Here is a 24,424-nt window from a genome sequence, read left to right as displayed (position 1 = left end):
ATGACTTCGCAGCATTGTCCAGCCCGGCACTGACAAATGTGGCGGCATTCACCGGAACACGACCTAGTCCGCCCTGTACCGTCCCCGCTGACTGGCCAGGTAGCTACCAGGGTCAGCGAGGTGGCGGGGAGAGAGGCCGCGAGTCCTCGAAGTGTCTGGGCTCCCTCGCCCGCATGTGCTCGCAGCGGTGTGCCTGGGCAGGGAAGTCCACCCCCGTCACAGCGGTGACCGCAGGGAAGAACGCCCGGGCGAACTCCGATTGCGGCGTGGTGGTCCAGCGGTACCCGCCGCAGTCGCGCAGGGCCAGGCGCACCATGCGGGAGCCGTACCCGTGGCGCTGCCACGGACCGGTGACCCGGATCTTCGCGATGAGGCCGATACGGCACTCGTCGCAGACCTGCCAGGTCAGGCGGGCGAAGTCGTACCCGTCCGGCTCACGGACGTAGATGCTCTGGAACCCCGCAGGCGTTGAGGGCGGCTGGTAGCTCCAGTCCTCCGCATCCGGGTCCACCACCCACCCCGTCCGGGCAGACAGCGGCGGTGCAGCCGGCGCCGCAGCGTCCCGTCCGTGGAAGGCATCAGTCAGGCGGGACCACAGAGACCGGGGCCGGGCCGAATCCGTCGAACCCACTGGTCAGCCCTTGCCGTAGAGCGGCGGGAGCGCGTGCAGGGCAGCGGGCAGGTCGGTGATGCCCTGCTGGAGGTACCAGGCGCGTGCCCAGCGCAGAATGACGCCGCGCCGCAGGCGCCACTGATCGCAGCACTGGGACAGAACGTCGTCACAGAAGTCCTCCCGGAGCGCGCCGAGAGTCTTGTCCTCGTCGGAGAGGAAGGAGATTCCGCACGCGTCCGGGTCGCCGAGGCCGAGGGCGTCGGCGAGGATCACGGCGGCCGCGTTGCTGGTGCCGGCGCCGTTGTAGCCCCAGCCGAACCCACCGCCTTCAGGCTCGGGCAGCTCACGGAGCACCGTCAGGGTCTGGCGCTCGGTAGGACCGAACTCGGGCGTCTCGACGAGGATCCGGGCAGGCTGCCATTCCTCGCCGTCGCCCCTGACGGTCTCCGGTCCGTCCTGGATGCCGTGGTACGTGCAGTCCTCGTACACCATGCCGCTCCCTCCCGTTGGCCAGCGCTGCGCAGCCGTCTCAGCCTTTCCTACCCGGCAGCCCTGCGACAGGGCATGACCGGCCAGCAGACGGCGGGAACGGTTCGAGCAGCCGTTCCCATCTCGGCGTCTTGGCTCATCTGCCAGAGGGCTGCTGGGCGCTCTGAGGGGTGTGTGCAACCTCGGGGGTTCACAGGGCCCCTTACGGTCCGACCCACACCGCCACGCCCGGCACGGGTTCCGCCTGTGAGGCGCCAGGCCCCCATCCTCCGAGCACGCCTACTCCGGGCTCACCCTTTTGCGGCCCGCGGGCCGCAAAAGTAGTGGAAGCCGAGGAATGTCCGGCGACCGCCGCGCCCTGCACGGCACCGTCCTTTGACTCACTCCAGCTTGCCGCAGGTACAGAACCGACGCTCAGCGGCGCAGCATCCTCCTGCGCTCTCGCCGCGTTCCAAAGGTTCTCCACGTGCGGGGATGCATCAGCAGCCGGGCCCTGCGGTCCAGACGCCTTCGGCGGATCACTTCCCGCGACATGCAGTCCCGGACCCACTCATATCCGTCGGCATCGACGAAGGCCACGGCCAGGGGAAACTCGCCGGTGCCGTCGGTGTAGAGCGAGATATCGGCGACTGCCTCTTCACCAGGGTCGAGCCGGTCCGTCTCAAAGCGCACCCGTTCTTCGCCACTGAACATCACCCGCGGCAGGAGAACAGGACGGTCTGCGGTGTTCAGGAGGCGCACTTTGGTGGTGCCGTCCTCCAGCCGGTCGAAGTAGAACACGACCCTCTGGGCTTCTTGGCGCTCTTCCTTCCTACGGTCCCGTAACAAGATCGTGAAACCGAGCATCAATGACCCACTTGTGCCGAGCGCGCTCGCCCAGGCCGGAAGGGTTCCCCAGTCAATGTTATTCACAACGCAGTGATGCGGTCGTACTCCTCCGGCGAAACGGGATCTGAGCCACTTCTGAGGCAACTCAGGCATGGAAGATTTCTTTCCCACCCACGACCTCGGAACTCTCCGACAGCCGCCGGCCTCGTACCGAAGGCTGTGATCAGGCATCTACCAGCTGTCGTGGGAGTCCGTAGGCGTCACGACCGGCAGGCTGAGCCTGATGGTCGGGAGGCGCTCCGCGGGGTCTGAAGTCTCCGTGACGGTCCTCGTCAGGTCTTCCACGGAGAACCGGACGGTGGTCGGCAAGCCGGCTGCCTCGACCTCATCGGCACCGGTGAGGCGGAACCCGCACAGCCCGCACAGCAGACCCTCGGCTGCCAGTTCCATGCCGAACAACAAGGAGTCCCTGTCCACGGCCAGGAGCAGAGTGGCGGCCTCCCGGTGACAGGCAGGGCACCGGCTCAGGGTCTGGAACAGCGCTTTCTCCGGGCCCACCTCGACCACTATCAGCTTGTGCTCACTCACCGTCTGCTCGACGCTGTCGACTGCTCCCTCCGGAAGGTCCACGAAGCGCGTCCTGAACCGGTGGCGGGCCTGGTTCATCCGCAGGCGGACATCCTTCTGCAGGCGGCCCGCCCGGTCGTCCAGGACCACTTGGACCGTGTCTGACCAGAACTCCCAGAAGGAGCCGCGGTCCTGCCCCACGTGCAGCAAGAGCCTGTCCACAGTTGCTGCGAAGGTCCCCAGGTAGTCCTCCACATCGCCTGTACCAAGGTGAGCGACCCCGTTGCGCAGCTCGATCAGACCATCCAGGTCGTCAGCTTCGCTGCTCTTCTTTTGCGGAAGAACGTCCATCCTCCGCAACCGGCTGATCGCCGTCGACGCGCCGATCGTCCTGAGCCGGGCCGGAGGTTTGGACACCGCTCCCGCGAAGTGCAGCAGCATGTCGTCCTTGCCGTTCACCTCGGTGAGCAAGGTGGGATGGACACGGGCCAACGCCGCCTTCGCCAGGCGCTCCACACTGACGCCAGCGTGCAGCAGGAAGACCTCCTGGTCCTGCTCAGCGTGGGCTTCCATCGCCAGGCGGGCAAAGCGCTTGGCGCCTTCATAGAGACGTTCGAACGCGACCGGCGAGTCCATACCGTGACCATACCGACAGCTCAAGAGCGCCGTGGGCGAATTACCCACACGCGGCCGTTGGTGACGATCACCGCGATGTTGGCGCCGTGGACCTGGCGGGCGGTGCCGTTGAGGACCTGGAGGTCCGGGGTGCCGACGGCAGAGCCGGCGAGGCCGTTGCGGCGGTGTTCCAGCCCCGGGCCGACGGCATGGTCATCGCCAAGCTGGCGTTGTCGGCGGAGTGGCCCTCCTGGTCGAAGAAGCAGGCCCGCGCCGCCCGGCTGGTCTGCGCGGAGTGCGACTACGACCTGCGCGACAAGGACGAGACCCGCGCGCCGTTCGACGTCCGCCTGCCCGAGCAGCCCAAGCGCGGCGGCTGGTGTGCGGGCAGTGCTGCAACGACGGCGTGGACGAGATGGAGCGCCTGGCCGCGCTCGCCGGGAAACCGTCGTGACGTCCGTCGAGCCGCAGGCGGACACGCTGCTGGTCGCGGAAAGGCGTTCGAGCAGAACCGGGCGTCGCTGCGGGCGGTGGCCCGCAACGGCTTCCAGCAGTGCGCGCACCGGCGCTCCCGCCCGGCCACGCGTCCACCGTAGGGGTGTAAACAGATACAGGTCGAAGGGGCAATGAGTTGATCTTGAAGCCCTGACGGGCGTCCCGGCTCACTCGGTGCCTTCGGCTTCCTCGGCGAGGACGCGGTGGACCGGCCCCGGGGACCGTCAGCGCGCCAGTCTGAGGCGTGCCGTCTCTGAGGCATGGGACGCGGCTTCAATCAGCCCGAGTTCGCCGGCGAGCGTTCCCACGAAGGCATCGACCGCCTCGATCGCGCGGCCCTCCATGGTGTCGGGCTCTGCGAAGTATGCCGCGAACTCTCCGGCGCCGATGGTCGCCATGGCGGGCCGACGGGCCTGGTAGTCGGCCCACATCGGTCTGTAGACGGCGCGCACTCGGTCGAGCTCGGTTTCGTCGATCTCCTCGTGCCGGAGGCGGCGGATTGTTTGCTGGCGGGCCTTCCACATGGCGATGTGGTGCTGGACGGGGACGGGCCCGAACGGGCCGGGAAGGGCTCGTTCGATCCTCGGCATGCCGGGCTGGACGGGCCAGGGCGAGCACAACTCCGTGAGGACCGCGGTCAGTCTGTCGATGTCGATCCGGCCGGTCCGCTCGCTCTCCTCGAGGACGAGCCGGGCGGCGCGCCGTTGCTTGAGGGTGGCTGAGGGGTGGGCGAGTTGCTCAACGATGGCGCGGACGTTCTCGCTGCGCCGGACGGCGGTTGTCTGGCCGGTGGCGCGCGCGTGGGTACGCCAGGCTCGGCGCGCCTGTGGGGTAAGCACGATCGTGTCGCCGATCAGCCACAGATACAGCACGACGCGGATCAGGGAGCGTTGAGGGATGCGCCCCAGCGGGGAGCGCGCTCGAGCCTCGAGAAGCCTGGTGAACAATTCGCGTTGCTCGGGCGGAAAGACCCGCGGATCGCTGCCGTGCGCGCTGGTCTTGCGCGGCTCGGGGTTGGCGAGCATGCCGTCCTCGACCCAGGAGGTCACCATCCTGGGACTGGCTTGCATCACGCCCAGAGCGTGCGCGTCGGCGACCAGATCGGCCAAAGTTCCCTCAACCCACGTGGTGGCTCGACTCCCGTTCATGGCGCCGAACTTACATCGAGATTCGAGCTCCGAAAGCTGCATTCAGCGCACGTCAGCCATGAGGCTTGGGTCCAACAGAAACTGCGCCCCGCACCCTATCCCTGCCAGGAACACGAGGTGCGGGGGCAGCCGACTCATCCCCTGAACGGAGACCGTCATGTCCCACCGTACGCACCGCCCCGCCCCGAAGCGGCGACGCGCCCGCCACCGTCTTATCCAGGGCCTTGGGCAAGCAGCGTTCTACGCCGCTTCCGCCACGTTGGCCAGCGGGCTGGTCCGTGAGCTCCTCCACCTGGTCCACATGGCCGTCTCCTCGTGCTGACCTGAGCACCAGGGAGATGCCGCCTCCGGGCCTGCCAGGCGCAGCATCTCCCTGGTGCCCGGCCACAGGTAAAGGTCTGCAGCTTCGAGACGAGGAAACCGCCGTTCAGCGGGGTGTCGGGGAGCAGCGCGCGGACAAGGCGGCCGTCGGCCGCGAGCGAGACGGCGAGCGGAGTCCGTAGCCAGACCGCTCATTGCCCCGCGATCCGAGATCGACGCTGGTGTCCTCCCAGGCGTCGTCCAGGCCCTGGTGGACACCGGCCGCCCAGGCGTCGACGATGCGGTCCCAGCGGCAGACGTTCATCGCGCGGCACTTCACCAGGCTCCCGTAGCGGGCGCGGTACCTGCGACTGGCTGAGCCGTGTCCCGCCGGCGGCGTTCAGAGGTCGCAGGAGGTGCCGGGCGACGTTCTGGCGGCGGACCTGGCCGTAGGCAGCGTCGATGCGCTCCAGGTTGGCGTTCGACGGCCAGCGCTTCTTCTCCAGCCACGCCTTCAGCGTGCGGTCGATCACCGTCAGCCCGGCGTCCCCGGCCGCCCTGCGGCTGTGGTCGGTCCGGGTCAGGTAGTGCAGGCGGGCCATCAGGCCACGCTTCACGGTCACCGGGGTGACGATCCCTTCCGCTAGCTCGTCAAGCTTGCGCGCGACGGCATCGCTGCCCTTGATGCCTCGGACGCCGAACTTCCCGAAGTCGATAGTCCGCTCCGGCAGGTCGTACCCCCTCTGAACTCATGGACACTGCCTTCGTGTTCATCACCGTATCCGGGGGTTGAGGCTCGCCATGCTTCTTCTCGATCGTCACCCCGCCCGTCGTGCAGTCCGCCAGCGCCTCTACGAAGCGTGGTCATGAAGTGCTCTCGCTCCGGGCTCCTCCAGGAAGCCGAGGCGCCCGGAGCGCAGCACGAAGTCGCCCAGGACCCGGGGGCCGGGCGGCCGGTGCACGGGTCAGCCCAGAGTTTCCGGGTAAATTCTTTTGCCCACTGCGCCCGTTCGCGGTGCGTGCCGTGGGGCGTGCACGGAATGTTGGGCGCGGCATCGCATTTCAGGCAGGCGACATCCATCACGTGCCGGGTTCATTCCGGCGAACCGCTCCCCTGTTCTCCCCACCTTTCCCTGCGTGGCTGCAGCGGCTGGGACATGGCCTTGCGGCCTTCCAGGAACAGGCGCAGGCGTTTGTCGTGGGGAATCTGCCGTGTCTTGCCAGGCCCGACGCGGTCGTCGTTGGCACAGGCCTTCCCGGGCCCGGCGTGGCATCGCGGACACGTCCCTCTGTACCAGTCGCCGCGTCCCACCTGGTGGTGCAGCCGGGGCGCGGCCTTCTTCCTCGCCTCCTGCGCCCGGCCCTCCCGATAGACCTTCGGCCGCCGCTCCTGGAGGGGACGTGCGGAACCGACCTCCCGCTCCTCCGGGGCTGGCTGCATCGGCTCGGCAGGAGCCTCAACCTCCTGCCGAGCCTTCTTCTGCTGCTGGGCCATCCTCTGTGCGGCTTTCCGCTCATCCACGATCAGCTGCAGCCGCTCATTGTGGCCATCCTTGCGCGCCTTCCCACTGTTGGGCCCCTCGACCAGCACACAGTTCTTGCCCTGCTCCGCCTTGCAGCGCGGACAGCTCCGCTGGATCCAGTACCGCCGCGCCACGCGCAGCTGCTCCTGCGGCCCCAGTGCCGCCCGCTTCTTCCAGACCTCCACACGACGCGCTTCACCAGGCTTCAGCAGCTCTCCGGCCAAGGCCGCGGACTGCAAGAACTCCTCCACCTGAGGGCACAGATCGAACGTGTACGCGTCGTACCCGCGAAGGCGAGGGAGGGCGCTGCGGACGCGAGCGGCAGCCTTCTTTGCTTCCTTCTCAGTAGCAGCTTCCGCTTCGACCGCGTCCCGCGTGAGGTCGTCCAGGCTCCCGAAGTACTTGATCGCCCGCTCGAAGACGGCGGACTCGGCCTCCGTGCGATCCTCCGCAGCAGTCGCGTTGACGCGAATCAGAAGCCTGCGCACCCGCCCAGTGCGCTGCTCAGCTACCGCCCTCTTCAGGTTGTCGAAGAGCCTGCGGCGCTCCTCGTTCTGCTCGACCAGCCAGACCCTCGCGTGGCGTACGGCAGCCTCGAGCTGTTCCTGGAGCTCCCCCTCCACACCGGTCAGACCTTCGATCTCCTCGCGCACCTGCTTCGCCAAGGAAGCGGACCCGATCCGACGCGCATACACCAGCCGGCGCAGCAGGGCCTGGGCGCGCGCCTCCGGCTCCGGCACCTTCCTCGCCTTGCCGGGCGACCACAGCAACGGACGCGGCGCGTTGCGGGCCTGAACGATCTTCTCAACCGCCGGCGTCGACAATCCGCGCTCCGTCATCTCACACTCGTCGAGCCCGAACCATTCGGTCGGCCGAGCGAAGGCCTCTGTTCCGATGCGGACCCGGCGAGTCGTGCCCTCACTGTCCAGACGGATCCGGTGGACGTACCAGCGGCGGATCAGCGTGTCCTGGTCCACTGGCACCGAAACCCCGAGCACCGGTTCGTGGCCCTCCTTGTCCCACTCCGGTACCACCTCTCCGTCCAGGTGCACACGCAGAGCAGCATGCTGAAACCGAATGTCCACCACGGAACCGATCGGCGCCCCACCCGGCCGGGCGAAGTCGAAGTCGGCCCCCTCGCCCCGAGCACGGCGCCAAGCCACAGCCGCGGACTTCACGTACAGGTGATCCGCACTGGCCACGCCCCGGGAGGAACGACCACACAGATGAGAATGCCCCTCGGCACCGGGGTTATGGGCGAAGTGGCAGACCCTGTCGGTGTACAACTTCGTCGTCAACTGGTTGCCACAGCCACCGAGCAGCAACCCGCACCAGTACGTGTCGCGCTCGTGCTGGCGACGGAAAGCGTCCAGCTCGATCGCTTCCAACGGCAGCATCAGCGGCTCCTCCGACTCCGCACCGCCCAGGACCGCCGTCTGGATCTGCCGCCTGTCACCCCGCAAAACAGCCCCCAGTACTGCTCACCGAGAATCCCCCTACGTGCGTGGCCTGGCACGACATTGCTCAACCTCGCGCGGGCTGAAGCCGTAAGTGGACCGAAGCTACCCGTCACCACCAGGTCACTGCTGGGTCTTCAGGGACAGTGGCCGGAACCGACCGGGCCCCGCAGCCGGCCACCGCCTGAATCCGGCTCCTCCCCCGTCGCACGCTGGCTGATCATCCCGCTGACACGGCCTCAACCCCCGTGACAGGGTGCGGTGATCGGATCTGCAGACGGCAGAGGGCTCCTCTTCTTCGTCCCGGCCGCCTGCTCCCGCCAGTTGCCCGACGTCATCCGCCGACGTGCTGCCGACTCTGTTGAGGACCTGAGGCCGTAGCCCGTCCCGGGCGACGGCCCTGCCGCAATGGCCAAGGCTGTGGGCCCGTTCTTCAGGTGCTCGCCTCCACCTTCACTGGTGTGACTGATGCCGTATCGGCCCATATCGAGGCTGATCAAGCCAAGTTCGGGAAGCCGCATACGTGCGTCCACCATGCAGCGAGACTACGCAGTGCAGTTATCCGGCTACACGCCTCTGGAGGGTTTCCTTGCCGCGCAGGGACGACATCGTGACGATCGTGATCGACACGAAGAACGAGATGAAGAGATCGATCGACGGTCTGGGCAACCGGGTCAACGACCTGGAACGGGACCTGCGGGCCTCATTCACCGGCGAGATCACGGGGCTGCGCGAGACTGCTCTGACCGATCTGAAGTCGTCTCAGCATGAAACGCGAACCAGCGCCTACAACGCGGGCAAGCGGGCAAGCGAGGCCGTCGCCGCAGTGACAGACCTGCGCCGTGACGTCGACCGGCTGCATAACGGGCTCGACAGCTTGCGTGAGGACGTCGGCAAGATTCTGGAGATTCTGCACGCCGCAGCACCAGTACTGGTGTCGACCGTCGGTTCGCTGGAGGGACCGCACCCGACGCAGGCCGGTGACACCCCTAGGCCGGAAACCGCAGCGCTGCCCGGGCAGCGGCAGGCGTCGGACCAGGAGCTGGAAACCCCGGGGGCGACGGCTGTCCCGGCGCTCGCGGTAGACAACCCGCCTGGAATCAAACTCCCGCCCCCAACGGGTGCCGACGTTCCGACGACCGGCGAGGACGAAGCCGAGCAGCCAGCTGAAGCAGAAGGGCAGACCGCGCCGGAAGCCGATAGCCACGAAGAAAAGGAACACGACGTTCCCCACGCGGCGCTGGAGGCCAGCGAGCAAGGGCCCGGCGAATCCGTGAAGGAACCGGCACCCCTCACCTGGGAGGGGCGGATCTGGGCGATCATGAGGGCCGGGAAGGTCGCGTCGGCCACTCTGGTCTGCCACCGGGACACCTGGGAATTCGTGGCAGCGCAGGTCGGCAGCCACCCACACTTCCGGACCCCTGCCCTGGAAGAACGTGAGAACGGCTTGGTGGCCGCGGTGCTCTCCGGCCGGTCGCTGGTCGCCATGCTCCTGGCCCTCTATCGCGTGGCGAACGTCTCCGTGAGCAGGCCAGACGGCGAGGACACGGAGGAACTGGTCGCCTACGCCGACTGGGCCATGGCCTCCCAGGTCTACTACGCGACCGCCCGAGTCCTCAGCAAGGCCTACTCCGGTGAGGGAGAACCCGTCGAGGTAACGATCGACAACCGGGTGCCCGCTCGGGCATGACGGAAGATCCAGCCGCCCGGCCGATCTGGACGCAGCCGGTCTCCAGGTCGGCCGGCAGGCGTCAGATACCAGGCCGGCGCATGAGCGGGACGCTACCCGACTGGAAAGAGTCGACACCGCTCCCTCGGATCTCCGAGGACATGACCATGGCGAACCGGGCAATCAGCCGGTGGGCATCCGCCACCCATCCTGCTCCACCTGGGCGGCCGCGCGGAAGTGCTGCGGGTACCGCCCGGCGCCCCGATCGGCGTCGGCGGAGTGGACTTCGAGGCCGTCGAACTGGACGCGCCCGCAGGAGGCACGCTGCTGCTGTACACCGACGGCCTGGTCGAGTCCCGGCTGCGGGACGTCTGGCCCGGGATCGAGCAACTGCGCGAACGGCTCGCCACCAACGGCAGACTCGCCGGCCCGGACCACTCACCGCCGCTGGAGGCACTCTGCGACGACGTACTGAACATGCTCGGCCCGGGCGACCGGGACGACGACATCGCACTGCTCGCCGCCCGGTTCGACGGGATCGCACCAAGCGATGTCGCATACTGGCACCTCGAACCGGAGGAGACCGCACCGGGCCGGGCCCGCAGGCTGGCCCGCCACGCGCTCAGCCGCTGGGGCCTCGACGATCTCTCCGACTCGGTGGAGCTGCTGATCAGCGAGATCGTGACCAATGCGGTGCGCTACGCAGAGCGACCGGTGACGCTGCGGCTGCTGCGCACCGACATGCTGCGCTGCGAGGTCGGCGACGACTCCCCACAGCTGCCCCGGCAGCGCCGGGCGCGTGACATGGACGAGGGCGGCCGCGGCCTGTTGGTCGTGAACCGGCTGGCCAGACGGTGGGGCGCGACACGGCTCGCGGCCGGCAAAGTGGTCTGGTTCGAGCTGAGTCTGCCGCCAGATCAAGTACTTCGGCCCAGTTGATGCGTTGATACTGCATGAGCTGGGCCCCGGCTCCACTCGTTGACCTGCCCCGCTTCAGAGGGCGGATGGCCGAGTCGGAGTCGGCTCACCCCACCGCATTCCCGCAGCCCGGCCGTCATCTCGCGGGCTCCGACAGCGGTCAGCAGCCGTTCCGGTACGACGACATGCTCCTGGCCCTCGTTCTGCTCGCCCACAGCTCCATCGTCCTGCACGCCGGTGGGCAGCAAGCGAGCGACGGTGGTCGGCCCGCTGAGCACTACCGTGACCCGGCTCGACATGATCGCGTGCTGCCAACTCTGTCGAAGAGCTGAGGCCGTAGCCCGATCCAGGCGACGGCCCTACCGGCGACCAGCGTTAAGCACTCAAGTGGCCTCGGGAGCGGCTCTACCGCGATGACCAACGCCTTGGGTCCGTTCCTCAGGCGCTCGCCTTCACCTTCAGTGAAGCCGCCTTGCGCTCATCGCAGGTTCCTCAGGGCACAGACTGCGGCCGCCGCATCGGCGATGGCCCGATCGGCAGCGTCGGAGCCACCGAGGGAGACGACGGGATGGCGCATTGCGTCGATGGTGGCGGCGATGTTGTCGAGGACCTCGGCTGGGGCGGTGGTCTCGGTGATGTCGTCGAGAAACACGAGGCGTGAGGCGGCTGCCCGCAGGTCGGCGGAGCGGGCCGCAGCGGCGTCGGGCGGGAGAGTCGTCATGCCGCGACCCTACTGAACGGAAAGAAGGTCATTATCCGGTTGTCCCTCACGCGCCCGGGCCAGACTTCCCCAACCTCACGCGGTACGGCTCACCTGGGGGCCTCGGCGGCGGGTGTGATCGTGGACAGTTCGGCTCGTTCGGCGGCAGGGCGTTGCAGGGCGCGTGATCGCTCAGCCGGGTGGCTGCGGCTGCGTGAGCGAGCGAGCGAGCGGGGAGAGCGTGCCTCAGTTCACAGACGTCAGCCGAGTTGGCCGCGAGAATGCGGCCATGGAGATCACAAGCGCCGTAGCAGCCGATGCCGATGCCGTCGCCGAGCTGCACACGGCCAGCTGGCGAGGGGCCTACGCGACCCTGTTCCCTGCGCAGTACCTGGACGGCCCGCTGCTCGCCGAACGCCAACAGGTATGGCGGGCGCGGCTGGCCGATCCTGTCCCGGGCGCGGCGCTGTTCCTGGCCGTAGAAACCAGCGTGCTGCTCGGCTTCGTCTATTTGGAACCGCAGCCGGACGGCCGGATCCTGCTCGACAACCTGCATGCTCGTCCTGGCGACACCGGGCGCGGGCTGGGCAGTCGGCTTCTCGAGCATGCCCTGGCCTGGTCCACCACCGCGCACCCCGGCCACGACGTCTACCTGGAGGTCCTGCAGGGCAACACCCGCGCGGTCGCGTTCTACGAACGCCACGGAGGCCGCCGTAGCGCGTCCCGCATCTGCCGCTTCGACCAGGGATTCGAGCTTCCCGAGTTCGAATACACCTGGCCCGCCACCGTCCCAGCGTCGACGCGGACGCCAGCACATCGCTGAGTGTGCCCCTCGCCGCCGGTGAACCTCCCAACTTACCGCCGGGGTACACGCTCTCTGCGCCTTCTCCTTCTCGGCCCGTTCGGGCGTGGTGCCGTTGGCGGGCCACCAGTTTTCGACGTGGTGGGCGTTGACGAGGACGGACTCGCGGTACCCGCCAAAGTTGCCGGGGGCTTCGGCGACACCGATGTGAATGGGGGTGTCGTCGGGCAGATCCTTGAGCGCTGCACGAAGCTGTGCGGCGTTCCATACCTGCGGGGCGTGATCGAAGACTTCGGTCATGGGCCGCCTCGATCGGATCAGTCGGCGACGCCTACAACAATGCCCTGATGGAGAGCACGATCGGCCTTTACAAAACCGAGCTGATCAAGCCCCGACGGCCCTGGAAGTCGCTCGCCCAGGTCGAGCTGGCCACCGCCGAGTGGACCGACTGGTACAACCACCGCAGACTCCACGGTGAGATAGGCCACATTCCACCTGCTGAGTACGAGGCCAATCACCACATGGAATCCACGAAACCCCAGGTCACAACCACAATCTGAGATCTCTACCGACCCCGGGGCGGTTCAGATCGTTCGCTGGCGCCATCAGCAGCAGGCGCAGCACCTCAACTGGCGGGCGGGTCATACGGGTTTCGGCAGTCGTCAGCGACTGACCATCACACGCAGACCATCACAGGCAGCAGCACCTGGTTCCTGTGCAGCCAGCCCATCGCCTGGTTGAACAGCGTCACCGGGCCCTCTGCGTGCGTCCGGGCCCGGACGTTCCTGCACGGGCGGGCGTGGAAGCGGCCTGCGAGCACACAGGCCGCCGTGGCGACGGTGATGGCCTTGACCAGTCACCGTCCGGCTGCCCGGGCGGCCGTTGTGCCGCCGCCGTTCTGGCCGAGGACGATGCGGAGGTGCCGGGCACGCCAGATGCTCAGCAGCCACGCGGGTTTGCACGGTCAGTGTCCTCCTTCCTCTACGGAGCGGAGGCATCGGGCTTCTTACGGCAGCGGTGGCCCCCGCAGAGTGCGCGGGGGCCACTGGTGGGTGTGAGCCGGGGTTCTTACTTGTAGCGGCCGGAGTATCCGGTCAGGTTTGCCAGCTCGCATCCGGCCGCGCCCGACCCGGACAGGCACCAGGGGCTGGCGGCGCTGCGCTTGTATACGTCGGTCACCCGGCCGCCGTTGTAGATGTAGATGTAGTGGCTGGGCATCTGCCGGTGGTTACCGGAGCGGATCTCCCAGTTGCCGTTCGAGCGAATCTTGAACTGCAAGGCTCCGTCGATCGCGTTGGGGAGCTTTTTGCTGCAAAACGGGTTGGTGGCGTGCGTCACCATGCGGATGTCCACGTAGCCCGAGCCGCTGCCGAGCTTGCGGACCTCCATCTTGCTGCCGGACGCGGTCCGCTTGGCCACAAGCTTGCCGGTCTTCTTGTTGTACACGTGCGTGGTACCGATGCTCGTGGATCCCTCGACCTTCTTGCTCTTCCAGGTGATCAGCGCGTTGGCGGCCGTGCGATAGCTGGAGCTACGCCAGTCGAAGCCGTGGTTGTCGCCGCCGAAGGTGTAGCCCTTGCCGTAAGTGCACGGCGCCTTTCCGGCAATCAGTGGGGCATCCAGCCGCTTCTGTGCGATGAACGTATCCCACGTCAGGGCCGTGGTGGCCGCCGCTGCGGCGGCCTTAGTGGTCAGCTCCGGAAGTCCGTCGGGGGTTGATCAGGCTGCCAGGGCGACGGAGGATTCTTCTTGTCGGTCGGCGGGTGTGTGTCGGTCGAGCCGGGCCAGCAGATTGTCCAGGTCGGTGGTGGTGAACTTCCACTGGAACGGCTGTGCCGTGGCGTTGTAGCGGCCTTCGAACGCTCGGAGCCGGTCCCGGACCTGGGTCAGGTCCGTGAAGTCGTTGGGTGAGACGACCTTGCGTCGGACGATGGAGAAGAAGATCTCGATCTGGTTCGTCCAGGAGGCGTGTACGGGGGTGTGGATCATGACCGCGTTCGGAAAAGCTGTGGTCAGACGGTCAATGGCCTTCTGCCCCCGGTGGGAGGAGCCGTTGTCGACGATCCAGAAGACGCGTCTGGCGCTGGCGTAGGGCTCCGTGGTCATGACCTGGGTGACCAGGTTCATGAAGGGCACGATGCCGGTCTTCGGCTCGCAGCGGCCGAACACCTGGGCGCGGTGGACGTCGTAGGCGGCGAGGTAGGCCAGCGCTCCGCCGCGGCCGTACTCGTGGTTGACGCGCATCGCCCGGGCCTGGCCGGGGGCCAGGGTCGGATGGCAGCGGCAGCGGGCCTGGATGGAGGTCTTCTCGTCGCTGGAGACGACGTACTGGTCCTCGCCCAGCGGGAAGCCCTCGAACGTGCGGGCGTACAGGTCCAGGACGCGCTGGGCCTTGGCGCGGAAGTCCGGGTCGCGGATGAAGATCCAGGACCGGTACTGCCAGGGCTTGAGCGCGTCTTCGCGCAGCCAGCGGCGCACCGTGGACGCGGAGACGGTGTCGGTGATCCCGCTTGTGGTCAGCTCGGCGGCCAGCTCCGGGCAGGACCACTGCGACAGCGGCACGCCGGTCTCGGCGGGTAACTGGCAGGCCAGCGCCTTGGCCTCGGCGACCTGTACGGGGGTGAAGTGGGCGGGGCGCCCGGAGCGCTTGCGGTCGGCCAGGGCCGGCAGCCCGCCGTGGGCGAACCGGCCGCGCCAGACACGAACCGTGTCCAGGTGCAGGCCCGTCTCGTGGGCGATACGCGCGTTGGAGCGCCCCCGTGCCGCCAGTAGTACGATCGATGCCCGCTGCCTGGCCTGATATTCGGTCTTGCGACCGTAGGCCATCGTTTTCAACCGGCGGCGCTCGGAGACGGTCAAGGTAAGAGCCACGGCTCGGGCCACAGGCATGGAGGACAACGGCCAATCTCGGAAAGATCATTCAGGACGGTCAAGCACCCTGCGCCGCATGCCGTCCGCGACGCGCTCAAGGGCACCTGATCAGGGAGGTCCGGCAGTCAGCCGAGGAAGTCGACGTGGTCGATCAGGCCGTCGCGGACCCGGTAGGCGACCAGCACGCGGAGGGGGTCGTCCGTGATGCCGTGGGCGATCTCGTGGTCCACCACCCAGTCGCCCTCGGTGAGTCGGCCGACGATCTCGGCCCGGCAGCGGCCCTTGGCGAACATGTCGGCGTACGCCTCCCGCACGGCGTCGCGCCCGAGCAGGCGGTCGCCGCTGCGGCGGTTGATGCAGACGTCGGGGGCGTACGTCGCCGCGAAGGCTTCGAGGTCATGGCTGTTGTAGGCGGCGAGCTGGCGTTCGACGATGGTCTCTGGGGTGGTCACCAGTTGATCATGCAGAGTGTTCCCTCGCTCGTCCAGGGAAGACCGTGACTACCTGCCGATCGGCACATTCACACCTCGCACGACCTCCCGTTCGGCATCTGCCTGCAGTCACCCCCACCCCAGGCCAGCCGACCGCCCACCGTCAGCTTCGACGGTTCCCCCGAGCACGCACTGGACTGCATGTGCGGTCTGCACCTCGTCCCCACCGCCCACTCGACCTGACCGCATGTCAACCCCCGAAGGACTTCCAAAGCCGACCACTAAGTTCCGTCCGCCAGAGCGGTGATCGCCTGCTCTGCGACAGGCTTCTCGCCCCGTCGCGGTCCTGATCTTCAACAGCCCACATCCACCACCGCATCAGTGTCAGCCCCGTGGAACTCGGCTGCACCCCCACAGAGCACGCGGGAACAGCTCAGGGAAAAAGGCGACACGAACTGTCGCCTTTATCGTGCACCGTGGTGCCATGAACAAGAACAGGAACACCGAGCACACCAGCCAGAACGGCCCGCTCGCCGACCGGGTCGCGCTCGTCGCCGGGGCCACCCGCGGCGCCGGGCGTGCCCTCGCCGTCGAACTCGGCCGCGCCGGCGCCACCGTCTACGTCACCGGCCGCACCACCCGCGAGCACGCCAGCGAGGTCGGCCGGACCACCGAGACCATCGAGGAGACTGCTGAGCTGGTCACAGCGGCCGGCGGCACAGGCATCGCCGTCCCCACCGATCACCTGGACGAAGACCGGGTGCGCGCCCTCGTCCAGCGAATCGACCGCGAACAGGGGCGGCTCGACATCCTGGTCAATGATCTCTGGGGCGGGGAGCACCTGCTCGTCGGCTCCGTCTTCGGCAAGAAGAGCTGGGAGACGCCGCTCGCCGACGGGCTGCGCATCCTGGAACTCGGGGTGCGCTCTCACGTGATCACCGCGGCACTCGCCCTACCGCTCCTGGTCCGCTCGGACGCGCCCCTGCACGTGGAGGTCACCGACGGCACGGCAGTCTCCAACCGCAGGTACCGCGAGAACCTCTACTACGACCTCGCGAAGAACGCCCCGATCCGGATCGCTTTCGGGCTGGGCGAGGAACTGGCGGAGTACGGGGGCACGGCGGTCGCCGTCACGCCGGGTTTCCTGCGCTCGGAACAGATGCTCGCCCACTTCGGCGTGAGTGAGGAGAACTGGCGCGACGCCGTCGCCCAGGAACCGGGCTTCGCGATCGCCGAATCGCCGCACTACCTCGCCCGCGGGGTGGCCGCGCTCGCCGCCGACCCGGACCGGGCCGCCCGCTGGAACGGGAAGTCCACCTCCAGCGCGGAGCTCGCCAGATCCTACGACGTACGGGACGTGGACGGCAGCCGGCCCGACGCCTGGGCGTACTTCGAGGATGTCACGTACGGCGGGAAGGACAGCTCCCCGGACGACTACCGCTGACCCCGGCCCCGCGCCGTACAAAGTGCAGCGAGGGCCTGCGCCTGCTCGCGGAGGCGGGCGCGCAGGCCCGCCAGGGCCAGCACCTCCGCGGGCGCGCCCGGTGGCCGGGGCAATGGCGTGACAGTCGGGTCAGCTGGATGCCCTCGGCTGTCGCGCTCACCTCAAGAAGCACCTTCCAATCCACACGGGGGTCGTTGATCACTGGGCTACGGAGGACAGAGGCCATATGAACCGCCTCCAGTGCCCATGTGGAGACGCAGAAATCATGTCGAGGTGCTGAAGGACGGCGTGGCCAATGATGGTGGTGACGGTGGGGCCTAGGCGCAATACCGGTGATTTAGGTCTTTTTCCGGGAGGTTGGGGCTGGTTTGGTGGGTCCGACGAGGGTGACTACTGGGGTGTCCGGCCGGGGCTGGTTGTTGTGTTCGGTGCGTTTGAGGGCCCAGTTGGACATCTTGCGTTTGATGACACGGGGATTGGAGCGTAACCGCCGTGGTTCCAGGAGCCGTTGACCGATTTCAAGCAGAGTCTGTGCGAGGGCCCGCGTGAGTCGGGAGGGGGAAAAGCCCGCCTGGGCGGTGACCTGGCGGCGGACAACGCGCACGGCGCGGGTGAAGGAGATCCGGTCCGGATCGTGTCCCTCCTGTCGTGCGGCTTCGTGCATGAGGTCCCGCACGGCATGGTGAACGAGGAGGAACGCGAATATCTCCTGCTCGGCCCCGGCCGGGTGCTGGGAGCGCAGGACCAGACGTGGCCCGCCCAGGTGCGTCTTGATCTCGTCCAGCGTGGTCTCGATCTCCCAGCGTTCGGCGTAGAGCGCGGCAAGTTCCGCCGCCGGCGCGGTGTCCGGGTCGAGGAGGGTGGTGACCAGCCGGTAGACGGTGCCGTCCTTCCCGCGTGGGCCAAGGGTGTACTCGATGACGCGGACCCGGGCCGGGTCGGCCCGCCGGTTCTTGTCACGGGCGGCGACGATCTCCGACAGGTAGGAACCATCGGGCAGCGACGTCACCACAGGCAGCACCGCGTTGCTTTTGACCCGCCAGAGCAGGTCGGCGCCGGTTGCCGCGGCGGCCCGCCACAGGTCGAATCCGAGGAACCCGCGGTCGGCCATCAGCAGCATTCCCCGGGTCAACGAAGAGAACAGGCGCCCGGCCAGCACGGTCTCGTGCACCGCCAGCGGACCGACCTCGGCAGCAAAGACCGCATGAGTGCCGCACTCGACCAGAGCCGCAACCCTGGCCTGCGGATACGCACTCCTGCCCTGCCCACGGCCGGTCCCCGGACGCCCGAAATACCCGGCATTCGCCACCGTGTCCGGCAGATCGAACGTCGTCCCGTCCACAGCCACCAACCGCAGCCCCCGAAACCAGGCGCCCCGCGACCCCGCGACGGCCACCGGCCGGCACACCCGGGCGAACAACGCCTTCAGCACCTCCGGCCCCAGCCGCAGCCGCGCCCGCCCGATCGCTCCGCTCGTAGGCACCCGCCACCCCTTTACCCAGCGGCCCTGACGCTCCAGACCCTGCGTGAGAAGACGCCCGACCTCCTCATACCCCTGCCCCGAGAACAGGCACATCGCCAGCACGAAATACACCACCACCCGTGCCGGAAGCAGCCGCTGACGCTGCTCAACACGCCCGCACTCCGCCACCACCTCGTCCACCAGATCAGGCGTAAACGCACGCGTTAACACTCCGAGAGCGATGCGATCCGAAAACCGCTCGCCCCCCACCGACTTCACCTGTCCCGGCCTTGGCACACCCAACACAACGAGCCGACACCCTCAAAGTCACCGGTATTGGGCCTAGGCGATCGGGGCGAATCCGGGGTGTGGACCTCGAACGCGGAGGCGAGGCTCGCGATGCTCCCCGCGGACAAGCTCGCCCAGCTCGCCGAATTCGGTCTCGACAGGGCGTGGTCCGCGGGGCTCGGAGGGCGGGACGCCAGGTGCTCACCTCCTCCGGCGGTGGCCCCGGCGCGACCGGTGCATCGCCGCAAGGGCCAGGGCCCGTTCTCGTGGGGTGCAGCCTCGGGTCATCCACAGCACCGTGCCGTAGCGGACGACGTCCCGGGCGAGACGCAGTCCGTGGTTGATGCCCGTCCACGGAGCGATGGTCTCCGCCCAGTCCGTCGCGTGGTCGAGCAGCTCGTCGAGGTTCATCGGTTCCTCCTGGTCATGTCGGTTCTTCCGGCACGAACGAGGTTTCTCGACGGGGAAGTTGTGCAGAACGGAGCCGATCGCCGACCGCTGCTCGCGCAATTCGCGTACGCTGCCAACCTGATCGGATGACACTGAGTGGTCGTTTTTCAGATTGTGCCGGGGGTTGAAGAATTGGCCGGTGAAGAACAGCGATGGCATCCCGCGAGTCCGGGCCGTCAGGTGCAGTGGCCCCAGGACACCAACGGCTGGAGCGATGACCGGCTCTGGATTCTCCATGCGCTGAAGCACTGGATGTGGAGCGTCGCGCACGGCTACGAGGGGCGCCGTATGCGCACGGGAGACCTGGCCGAATGGTGCGGTGTGCGGTCGCCCGGGACCATCTCCACCTGGATCCGCAAGGGCGGGGTATGGAGGCAGGCCGGCCTGGACTATTGCGAGGAGGCCCGAGTGCGGTCGGGTTGCTCCCCCGAGTGCGACAGCGGCTACGGGGATCTCGCCGAGCTGCGGAAGCGGTACGCAGCGGCGCTGCCCCACAGCGACGAGGAGCAGTCCGCGGCACGGCAGCGATCACAACGGCGACCCGCGGTCCCTGCCTCGCGCGCCCTCACTCGGCAGGAAGTCGACCGGAGGCTGCCGACGCTGGCGCAGGCTCGGAAAGGCGCACTGCGATCCCTCGAGACGGTCACCGTCAACCAGTTCGGGCCGGGGCTCGACCGCGTGGGACTGGCCGAGGTCCGCATCGAACGGGCGGCCGAGCGGCAGGTACTCAAGCACATCGACCGCCAACTGACCGGTGCGGCTCCGGGGCAGGCCGCCGCTCTCGTCGGTGAGCCCGGTGTCGGCAAGAGCTGCTCCCTGTGGGGCGTGTACCAGGTTCTGTCCGAACGCAAGGACATCTGCCTCGTCCTGCTCTCCGCGACCTCCCTCCTGGCCGGTCCCGGCGGGGCCGCGGATCTGCGCCCGCGCGAACTCCCCGCGCTGCTGGAGGAACACCGCAGACGGCCCGCCGGCACCGCAGGCGCCCGGCACCGGATCGTCCTGCTGCTCGACACCGCCGACCTGCTGTTGCACCAGCCGGAGACCGCGCACGACTTCGTCGAACTCATAACCGTCCTACGGTCCAGGAACACCGCCGTCGCCCTGGCCTGCCGGGCGGGCGAGGCCGGCCTGCTCAAGCAGCGCCGGGACACGGAACACGAGTCCGGCGCCTACACCTCGATCCTCGCCGACATTCGCCTCGGTCTGTACGACGACGGCCCCGAGGCCGACCGTCGCCACGGCTGGGCCCCCGGCTCCGAACTCGACCGCGCGGTCGACGCCTACGCCGGCGCGTACGCACCGGCCCGCAACGACCACGACGGCAGCCTGCCGGAGATGAGGAGGGCTCTGGCGGACGCGGCCGCCCGCGGTCTGCCCCTGGGCAGGTTGATCCGGCACCCGCTGCACCTGCGCATGATCTTCGACCTGTATCAGCCCAAGGGACCGAGCGGATTCGACCTCGACGTGGCCGGCCTCTTCCACGACTACTGGACGTGGCGCGTCGACCGCGATACCCGGCACGCGGTGACGGCCCCCGGCATGGAACCCCAGGAACAGACTCTGTCCCTCGGCGAGGCCGCCGCCGAACTCGGTCTGGCCACCCTGCTCGAAGGCACGATCGAGCTTCAGCGGGAGAGCGCCCGCGATCTCGTTGCGTCCCGCCTTGCCGTGCCCCCGGACACCGCAGCCCACCGGATCGGACTGCTGCTCCGGCGAGGCGTACTGGGCGAGCCTTTTCCCGGCCGACTGCGCTTCCACCACCAGGCGATCGGCGAGTACGCCGCGGGCAGGGGCCTCGCCGAGGCCCCTGCGGGGCTCGAAGCAACGGTCGGTCGCATCACCGAGCACCCCCAGGATCTGTACCTCGCCGAGGCCGCCCGCCACTCCTTCCACTACAGCGACCGCATGCACGCACACCGATCGAGTCGTTGGTACCCCTGGCTGGCGCACCTGGCCCAGGCTTCTTCTCCGGTCGCGCGGGAGACTTTCCTGCGCATCCTGGCCGGACTGCGTCACGCTCCGGACAGCGCCGTGGCCGACGCCGTCCCGCTGATCGAGGACCTGGACAACGGCAGGCTGCTCGCCGAGCACTACCTGGAGGTCCTCAACGCCACCGGTCGGCCCGCCGAACGCATCTGGCCGAAGCTTCTGCGGACGATCTGGGACGCGGCCGACGGCCCCCAGCGCCGCGAGGTCCTGCACACCCTGACGGTGCTCATCCGGCAGCAGCGTTCCACCGCCGCCACCTTCCTCTACGATCTGCCCGCCGCGGAGTTGCCCCGATACGCCCTCGCACCTCACCTGATCACCCTGATGCGTCATCTGCACGAGGACGGTGCGGCGGCCGCCCCCGCCGCTCAGCCTGGCCGCACAGCCGTCACCGTCATGGACGAGATGCTCGACGACGCCTTCATACGGCGTGGCGCGCCCCTGGAACACACCCTCGCCACGCTCGCCGAGCTGGCCACCGAATGGCCCGACCCGTACGGTGAGGTGTGCCGCGGCTTGCCGGAACGCCTCGCCGGGGTGACTGAGAAGGTCCCCAAGGACATCGACAGGATCATCGACTCGGCCGCGACCTGCTGGGCTGCTGCGCAAGCCCACGAGCGAACCGCCGACACCCTGCAGGCTCTGCGTACCTGCCTGAACGAACTGGCCCGCGGTGACCTGCCCGTCGCCACTCACCATGTCGTCCTCCACGGCGTGGCCAGCGCTCTGTGCCATCCCAGAAGTCGCATCGCCGCATCGACGCTGCGCGAGGAACTGGCGACCGCAGCGGCCTGCGCCCCGAGCGACAACACCCGCAAGTCCATTGCCCGTTATCTCCTGCGCCCGCTGCTCATGGCCGGCGACACTCCCGCCGGCCGTATGGCACGGGAATGGTGCCGTACGCAGTTGTCGCACGAACGGGTGCGGCAGGCCCCGCAGCCGCTGGCCACCACCCTGGCCTTGACCGCTCTGCTTCCCGGGGGCCGGCGGCTGCCCGCCCGGGTGGTCGCCGCGTCGCTGCCCGACGACCGCAGGTCGGAAAAACCGCGTGCCGTGACCCTTCTGCCGTGGACCACGGCTCCCTGGGACCTCGACCTCACCGTCGCCGCCGCGGCGGGCGGCCACCACCTCGCCACCCATGCCCTCGGCCACCTCATCGGTGTCACGCCCCACGATCAGGAGACGGAGCCGGAAACCTTCGAGCAGGAGCAGGGCGAGGAGAGCCCCGGCAAGGTCAAGCACCAGGCGGGCGAGGGGAAGCGCCGACGGAGGGGACGGCAGCCGCGCAAACGGCTGCCGTCGCCGCGCGAAGAGGTCATCGCCCGTGTCCCCGAGGCACCTGGGTTGCTCCTTCCGTGGCTGCTGAGCGACGCACTGCGGCGCACGGATACCGACGCCCTCGTCGGCTTCGTCCGGGCCAGCGAGAAGCAGCTACCCGCCGAGAATGCCGACCAACTACGGTGTATCACGACCCACTTGATAAATCAGAAGGACCATCAGGCCACAGCGGCCGCGCACCGGCTGACCGCACGCATGATCGGCTGTGGCCTCACACCACTGGGCACCCCCGCCGGCCTGGTCGAACAACTGAGTGCGCTGCGCACAAGCGCCGTCGCCCAGACCGAGCTACTGGAAGCGGTGACCCAGACCCTCACCGCCACCCCCACCCTCTGGGACCTCTCCACCGCGCGCACAGTCCTGACCCCCGCCCTGGACGAACTGGTCGACCGGGCCGCGACCATGGCCGCCACGATCGACCGGCCTCAGCGGGCGCAGGAGGCCTACATGCTGGCCGGGAACGCCGCCCACCTGCTGAGAGTCCGGCTCGCCGTCCTCGACGCACGCAGGAAACTCGCGGACGGCGCTCACGACATCGGCCTCGATGACCTCCACTCCCTGACCTTCAAGCCGGGAAGCCTGTGCATGCCTCGCGGCCACAGCCTGACGCAACCGGGCAATGTATGGCCGCACCGATTCGACACCATGCCCCGCCTCTGCGTCGACCTCCACGAGGCCGGACGTGCAGAGGACGCGGAGGAGCTCCTGCGGTCGGCCGTCACCGCCGCGACCGCCGAATCCGGCCCCTCTGCCCGATGGCGGGGTTTCGCCTGGAACCCTTGGCGCCCCTACCTGCGTCTCCTGGTCGGCGAGCGTGCCCACCTGTACGAGCTGCTCATCGGCTACGGTCCCCGCGACCACCAACTCGCCCGGCACCTGCTGGAAGTCGCGGGGCAGGTCATCAGCAATATCTCGGAGGAAGTGCACCGACTGCTGGCCGACTCGAAATGGCCCGCCGAGCTCCGCGACGCCGCCCGCCGCACCGCCTCCTGGGCCGGCCGCGACGGCGCCAACCTGCGCTGGGACACGGTCTACGACGACATCGAAGGGAAGGCCGGGCAGCCGGGGAGCGGGCCGTGACCGCTTTGGTCGGCGCCCAGGGCCTGTCCGGTCGTTCATGCGACTGGTCCGTACCCAATGTTTGGTATGCGCATGGGACGAGGTGACGTAGCTGATGCCGAGTGGGAGCGGTGGCGGCCGCTCCTGCCGGGCACCAGCAGATGTTGCAGCGGCCATGGCTCCTGATGGAAGGCCCTGACCATGTCGTCGACCTTTGGATCGGGGGCTCCTGTTACCGTCCCCGGGACCAGTGATCGGTGATCGGTGATCGGTGATCGGTGGTCGGTGGTCGGTGACCAGTGATCGGTGATCAATTGCGAACGGAGCCGGAGATGTTCCCCGAGTCGGTTCTACGCACGAAACGGCTGATCCTCCGCCCGTTCGACACCAGCGACATCCCGGACACACACGCGAGCTGCGCGGATGCACTCACCCAGCGATGGCTGCCACTCCCCCGGCCCTACACGCTGGATGACGCCACCAACTGGTGCACTGCCACCGCCCATGCCCTTCGCGACAACGGAGACGGCATCCAATTCGCCATCACCGACGCCCGCACCAAACGGCTGATGGGCCAGATCGGGCTGAAGAAGACAGACTGGCGAACGCTGGTGAGCGAAGTCGGCTACTGGGTATCGCCCTGGGCTCGCGGTCACGGCGTCGCAGCCGAAGCAACACGCGCAGTGGCACGCTGGCTCCTGGCCGACCAGCAGTTCCAAAGGCTGGAACTACAAGCTGCCACGGAGAACACCGCGTCCCAGAAGGTCGCGCTCAGGGCCGGACTCCACCGCGAAGGCACACTGCGGAACGCTGGCTTTGTTCACGGCGGCCGAGTCGACCTCGTCCTCTTCTCCATGTTGCCCGGCGACCTCGCGCCATCGGCCTGACGCCACGAAAGTGTCGTCAAACTCTCAGGACACACTTTCCTGACAAGGCCAGGCTGGGCTGGGGCGGTCGCCTGTCGGCCA

17 protein-coding genes and 6 pseudogenes are annotated in these 24,424 nt (G+C 68.3%); 8 read left to right on the top strand and 15 right to left on the bottom strand.

Annotation, left to right across the window (positions count from 1 at the left end):
- Positions 1–112: 112 nt before the first annotated feature.
- The 8 genes and pseudogenes from OG611_RS26110 to OG611_RS26075 all read right to left on the bottom strand — a co-directional run bounded on the left by OG611_RS26110 (position 113) and on the right by OG611_RS26075 (position 7,975).
- Positions 113–514 (bottom strand): hypothetical protein, encoded by a 402-nt coding sequence (locus tag OG611_RS26110; RefSeq protein ID WP_266424606.1) that lies wholly within the window; start codon positions 512–514, stop codon positions 113–115.
- Positions 515–634: 120 nt separating this feature from the next.
- Positions 635–1,105 (bottom strand): hypothetical protein, encoded by a 471-nt coding sequence (locus tag OG611_RS26105; RefSeq protein WP_266424604.1) that lies wholly within the window; start codon positions 1,103–1,105, stop codon positions 635–637.
- Positions 1,106–1,516: 411 nt separating this feature from the next.
- The gene (locus tag OG611_RS26100; protein ID WP_266424601.1) at positions 1,517–1,882 is read right to left on the bottom strand and encodes a hypothetical protein; all 366 of its coding nucleotides are present in this window, start codon (positions 1,880–1,882) and stop codon (positions 1,517–1,519) included.
- 279 nt (positions 1,883–2,161) lie between these two features.
- A complete protein-coding gene (locus OG611_RS26095) occupies positions 2,162–3,133 on the bottom strand; it encodes a hypothetical protein (RefSeq protein WP_266424598.1) in 972 nt (323 codons plus the stop codon).
- Between the two features lie 47 nt (positions 3,134–3,180).
- Positions 3,181–3,303, bottom strand: a pseudogene (locus OG611_RS26090) (restriction endonuclease); the annotation flags it as partial.
- Positions 3,304–3,831: 528 nt separating this feature from the next.
- The gene (locus tag OG611_RS26085) at positions 3,832–4,716 is read right to left on the bottom strand and encodes a hypothetical protein (protein ID WP_266424595.1); all 885 of its coding nucleotides are present in this window, start codon (positions 4,714–4,716) and stop codon (positions 3,832–3,834) included.
- A 466-nt stretch (positions 4,717–5,182) separates the two neighbouring features.
- Positions 5,183–5,786: pseudogene (locus OG611_RS26080) on the bottom strand (transcriptional regulator).
- A gap of 362 nt (positions 5,787–6,148) precedes the next feature.
- Positions 6,149–7,975, bottom strand: coding sequence for a hypothetical protein (locus OG611_RS26075; protein WP_266424590.1), 1,827 nt, complete (start codon positions 7,973–7,975; stop codon positions 6,149–6,151).
- Positions 7,976–8,645: 670 nt separating this feature from the next.
- Here OG611_RS26075 and OG611_RS26070 point away from each other — a divergent pair.
- The 3 genes and pseudogenes from OG611_RS26070 to OG611_RS26060 all read left to right on the top strand — a co-directional run bounded on the left by OG611_RS26070 (position 8,646) and on the right by OG611_RS26060 (position 10,954).
- Positions 8,646–9,725 (top strand): hypothetical protein, encoded by a 1,080-nt coding sequence (locus tag OG611_RS26070; RefSeq protein WP_266424588.1) that lies wholly within the window; start codon positions 8,646–8,648, stop codon positions 9,723–9,725.
- A gap of 171 nt (positions 9,726–9,896) precedes the next feature.
- Positions 9,897–10,643 (top strand): annotated as a pseudogene (locus OG611_RS26065) (SpoIIE family protein phosphatase); the annotation flags it as partial.
- 65 nt (positions 10,644–10,708) lie between these two features.
- Positions 10,709–10,954: a hypothetical protein gene (locus OG611_RS26060; protein WP_266424586.1), complete on the top strand. Its 246-nt coding sequence runs from the start codon at positions 10,709–10,711 to the stop codon at positions 10,952–10,954.
- A 146-nt stretch (positions 10,955–11,100) separates the two neighbouring features.
- On the opposite strand, the gene OG611_RS26055 is transcribed toward OG611_RS26060, so the two are convergent.
- Positions 11,101–11,343 (bottom strand): hypothetical protein, encoded by a 243-nt coding sequence (locus OG611_RS26055; RefSeq protein ID WP_266424584.1) that lies wholly within the window; start codon positions 11,341–11,343, stop codon positions 11,101–11,103.
- Between the two features lie 268 nt (positions 11,344–11,611).
- Between OG611_RS26055 and OG611_RS26050 the strand changes: the two genes are divergently transcribed.
- Positions 11,612–12,145, top strand: a complete 534-nt coding sequence (locus OG611_RS26050; protein WP_266424582.1) for a GNAT family N-acetyltransferase — start codon at positions 11,612–11,614, stop codon at positions 12,143–12,145.
- Between the two features lie 90 nt (positions 12,146–12,235).
- On the opposite strand, the pseudogene OG611_RS26045 reads toward OG611_RS26050, so the two are convergent.
- Positions 12,236–12,424 (bottom strand): annotated as a pseudogene (locus OG611_RS26045) (DUF6225 family protein); the annotation flags it as partial.
- A gap of 8 nt (positions 12,425–12,432) precedes the next feature.
- Here OG611_RS26045 and OG611_RS26040 point away from each other — a divergent pair.
- Positions 12,433–12,684 (top strand): annotated as a pseudogene (locus OG611_RS26040) (integrase core domain-containing protein); the annotation flags it as partial.
- A gap of 508 nt (positions 12,685–13,192) precedes the next feature.
- Here the strand turns inward: OG611_RS26040 and OG611_RS26035 are convergent.
- The 3 genes from OG611_RS26035 to OG611_RS26025 all read right to left on the bottom strand — a co-directional run bounded on the left by OG611_RS26035 (position 13,193) and on the right by OG611_RS26025 (position 15,447).
- On the bottom strand, positions 13,193–13,570 hold the full coding sequence (locus OG611_RS26035; RefSeq protein ID WP_266424580.1) for a hypothetical protein: 378 nt from the start codon (positions 13,568–13,570) through the stop codon (positions 13,193–13,195).
- Between the two features lie 273 nt (positions 13,571–13,843).
- The gene (locus tag OG611_RS26030; protein WP_266424577.1) at positions 13,844–14,995 is read right to left on the bottom strand and encodes an IS630 family transposase; all 1,152 of its coding nucleotides are present in this window, start codon (positions 14,993–14,995) and stop codon (positions 13,844–13,846) included.
- Between the two features lie 125 nt (positions 14,996–15,120).
- Positions 15,121–15,447, bottom strand: coding sequence for a nuclear transport factor 2 family protein (locus OG611_RS26025; RefSeq protein WP_266424574.1), 327 nt, complete (start codon positions 15,445–15,447; stop codon positions 15,121–15,123).
- A gap of 463 nt (positions 15,448–15,910) precedes the next feature.
- Here OG611_RS26025 and OG611_RS26020 point away from each other — a divergent pair, with 463 nt between their 5' ends.
- Positions 15,911–16,870 carry an SDR family oxidoreductase gene (locus OG611_RS26020; RefSeq protein ID WP_266424571.1) on the top strand — a complete coding sequence of 320 codons (960 nt, stop codon included), beginning with the start codon at positions 15,911–15,913 and terminating at the stop codon, positions 16,868–16,870.
- A gap of 556 nt (positions 16,871–17,426) precedes the next feature.
- Here OG611_RS26020 and OG611_RS26015 read toward each other — a convergent pair.
- Together OG611_RS26015 and OG611_RS26010 are read right to left on the bottom strand one after the other, a co-directional pair.
- Positions 17,427–18,629 (bottom strand): annotated as a pseudogene (locus OG611_RS26015) (IS4 family transposase); the annotation flags it as partial.
- Positions 18,630–18,821: 192 nt separating this feature from the next.
- The gene (locus OG611_RS26010) at positions 18,822–19,031 is read right to left on the bottom strand and encodes a hypothetical protein (protein WP_266424568.1); all 210 of its coding nucleotides are present in this window, start codon (positions 19,029–19,031) and stop codon (positions 18,822–18,824) included.
- Positions 19,032–19,250: 219 nt separating this feature from the next.
- On the opposite strand from OG611_RS26010, the gene OG611_RS26005 reads away from it, so the two are divergent.
- The gene (locus OG611_RS26005; protein ID WP_266424565.1) at positions 19,251–23,477 is read left to right on the top strand and encodes a hypothetical protein; all 4,227 of its coding nucleotides are present in this window, start codon (positions 19,251–19,253) and stop codon (positions 23,475–23,477) included.
- 311 nt (positions 23,478–23,788) lie between these two features.
- Positions 23,789–24,343 carry a GNAT family N-acetyltransferase gene (locus tag OG611_RS26000; protein ID WP_266424561.1) on the top strand — a complete coding sequence of 185 codons (555 nt, stop codon included), beginning with the start codon at positions 23,789–23,791 and terminating at the stop codon, positions 24,341–24,343.
- Positions 24,344–24,424: the final 81 nt, after the last annotated feature.

The organism is Streptomyces sp. NBC_01363 (assembly GCF_026340595.1).
In the GTDB taxonomy this organism is placed as follows: Bacteria; Actinomycetota; Actinomycetes; order Streptomycetales; family Streptomycetaceae; genus Streptomyces.
Note: the sequence above shows the minus strand (reverse complement) of the source record. Positions and strands in the feature narration are given on the sequence as shown.